The following is a 3,008-nucleotide window of genomic DNA, read 5'->3' as shown; positions in this document are numbered from 1 at the left end:
CGATGGTCGCCAACGCGGCGGTGAGCAGCACCGCGGCGACGCCGGCTCGCGCCGCGGTCCGCGGGCGTCGCCCACTGCTGTGCCGACTGCTGTGCCGACTCACCGACCGAGACACCTCCTGATGCCGCCCAGCGGACGGAGGGGAGGGCCGGGCGGCGCGATCGAGCGCCCACAGGCTACCGGACGCGGGCGATGACGAGGAGTGGCGCCGAATCCGCCTCGAGCCGGACCACGGTTACTGTGTTCCCTGCTGTTGCGATCCTCCCGTTCGTCCACCTGAGGTGTTCATGCGTAAGCTCACGGTCCTCGCGGCCCTTCTCCTGCTGCTCGTCTCGCCGCTGGCGGTGACGTCGAGCACGGCGTTGACAGTGGCCACCGAGGGCGGCGCGGGCGCCGCGGTGTTCAACACGCCGCGGCCGTTCTCCAAGACCTACGCCGGCAACTTCGCGATCGTGAGCCGGGTGGACCGGGCGATCAACGGGGTCCCGAAGTGGAAGCGGACCAGCAAGAAGCCGCAGCCGGTCATCCACATCACGACGTACCTCATGGACCACACCCGCTCGGTGACCGACCTCATCGACGCGTGCAAGCGCGGGGTCGCGGTGCGGGTGATCATCGACCAGGACATCGACAACAAGAACTCGCGTCGGCTGATCACCGCCCTGAACGGTGACAACGTCAAGGACCGCGACCACGACGGCAAGCCGGACAGCAAGCCGAAGCGGGGCCCGTGCAACCGGCCGCTGAAGCGCGACCGGGTCGCGGCCAAGTCGAGCGTCGGGCTGGACGACCTGGACGGCGACCGGCTGATGAGCCGGGAGCAGGCCGCCCGCAGCGTCGACGCGCCGCTGGGTGACTCGGTCACCTGGGGCCGCGACGGCAGCTACGTGAAGAGGTGCACGCCCAGCTGCCGCTCCGGCAAGGGCAACATGCACATGAAGATCTACCTGTTCTCGCAGACCGGCAAGGCGAGAAACGTCGTGATGGTGAGCTCCTCCAACATCAACCGCGGCGGCGCCAAGCTCGGTTGGAACGACATGTACATCATGCGCGGCCGGCCGAAGAGCTACGCCGAGTACGTCCAGCAGCACCTCGCGATGACGTACGGCATCCCCGCGCCCAGGAAGGGCGTGTTCTTCGTGGACGGGCCCTACACCAGCCGGTTCTTCCCCATCAAGGACGCCGGCAAGGCCAAGGACCCGGTCATGCACGACCTGGACAAGATCAAGTGCCGGGGGTCCGCCTGGGGGGCGACCCAGATCCACATCTCGATGTTCTACTGGAAGGGCACGCGCGGCAACTACATCGCCACCAAGCTGCTCGACATGGCCCGCGCGGGCTGCCAGATCCACATTATCTACGGCGCACCCTCGCGGCAGATCGCCGAGCGGCTGCGGATCGCCGCTCGCAACCACCTCATCGACCTCTACGACAGCCGATGGGACTTCAACGAGGACGGTTGGAACGAGGTCCGCACGCACAGCAAGTTCGTCCTGGTGCGCGGCACCTACGAGGGCAACCCCAAGAAGTGGGTCGTGATGACCGGTTCGCCGAACTGGGTCGCCGGCTCGCTGTCGAAGGGTGACGAGTCCACGCTCAACATCGAGCTCAAGGGCGCCTACGACGCGTACCTGAAGAACTGGGTGCGGATGCGCGAGCACTCCCGCAAGCTGCCCTACACGCCGCCGGCCACGACGCCCGAGGCCTGACCGACCCGTATCTCGCAGTGAGGGAGCCATCGTGACCGACGTCGTCCGCCAGCGTGCCGTCCTGCACGTCGGGAGCCCCAAGACGGGCACGACGTTCCTGCAGCAGGTCCTCTGGTCCCAGCGTGGGCTGGCCGAGCGGCAGGGCGTCCGGTTGCCCTTGGACAGCTTCAACGACCACTACCTCGCCTCGCTGGACATCCGGGGGCTGGCCCGGCCGCCGCACCCGGCGCGTGCGCAGGGCATGTGGGCCCGGCTGGTGTCCGACTCCGAGCGCTGGCCACGCACCAGCGTCATCTCGCACGAGCTGTTCGCCGCCGCCGACGCCACCCAGGCCAAGCGCGCGACCTCGTCGTTCGGGCCCGGCACCGAGGTGCACGTCGTCCTGACGGCACGCGACCTGCTGCGCCAGCTCTCGGCGGAGTGGCAGGAGCACATCAAGCACCGCTCCCAGGTGCGCTTCGAGGAGTTCGTCTCCTCGGTGCGCAAGGAGTCGGCCAGCCGCAAGGGCTGGTTCTGGCTCGTGCAGGACTACGTCGGAGTGCTCGAGCGCTGGGGTGCAGGCCTGCCCTCGTCGCAGGTGCACGTGGTCACGGTCCCGCCCAGTGGGGCTCCGCAGACGCTGCTGTGGGAGCGGTTCGCGGGGCTGCTCGGCCTCGACGCCGCGAGCTTCGACACGAGCGGCTCGCGGACGAACACCTCCCTCGGCCTGGAGCAGGCCGAGCTGCTGCGCCGGGTCAACGCCGCGCTCGGCGATCGGTTGCCGCTCCCGGGTCCCTACCCCGGCATCGTCAAGGACGTCCTGGCGCACCGCGTCATGGCCGCCCGGGCCGGCAGTCCCCTCCGGCTGACCACGGCGGACATCGAGTTCGCGGCCGAGGAGTCCCGGCGGCTGGCCGACGGGCTCGCGGCCGCCGGGGTCGACGTGGTGGGCTCGCTCGACGACCTGCTCGTCGACGTCGACGCCGCGGAGACCGACGCGGCGGCCGAGGGCTACGAGCTGCCACCGGACGCGGAGCTGCTGGAGGAGAGCGTGCAGGTCCTGGCCGACCTGCTCGTCGACGTCGCCGCGACCGCGCAGCGCGACCGGGAGTCGGTGGCGCTGGGGGAGGCGGTGCGGGCGAACCCGGTGGAGACGGCCGCCCGCGAGCTGGCCGCGCGGCATCCCTCGCTGCGACGGGCCCAGCGGGCCGTGCGCCGGCTGCGCGAGCGCCGCTGACCGGGCCGTCCGGTGGTGCGCCCGGCTGGATCCCCAGGTGGTTCCCCCGGGTGGTCCGCCCGGTGCTTCCGTCCGATCCTGTG

The 3,008-nt window shown here is 70.4% G+C and carries 2 protein-coding genes; both read left to right on the top strand.

Annotation, left to right across the window (positions count from 1 at the left end):
- Positions 1-287: 287 nt before the first annotated feature.
- Positions 288-1,709 carry a phospholipase D-like domain-containing protein gene (locus tag VGD85_RS20315; protein ID WP_331065248.1) on the top strand — a complete coding sequence of 474 codons (1,422 nt, stop codon included), beginning with the start codon at positions 288-290 and terminating at the stop codon, positions 1,707-1,709.
- A 31-nt stretch (positions 1,710-1,740) separates the two neighbouring features.
- On the top strand, positions 1,741-2,925 hold the full coding sequence (locus VGD85_RS20310) for a hypothetical protein (protein ID WP_331065247.1): 1,185 nt from the start codon (positions 1,741-1,743) through the stop codon (positions 2,923-2,925).
- Positions 2,926-3,008 lie beyond the last annotated feature (83 nt).

It is taken from the genome of Nocardioides sp. (assembly GCF_036401255.1).
Taxonomy (GTDB): Bacteria; Actinomycetota; Actinomycetes; order Propionibacteriales; family Nocardioidaceae; genus Nocardioides.
The sequence above is the reverse complement of the archived record's forward strand: the minus strand, read 5'-3'. Positions and strand labels throughout refer to the sequence as shown.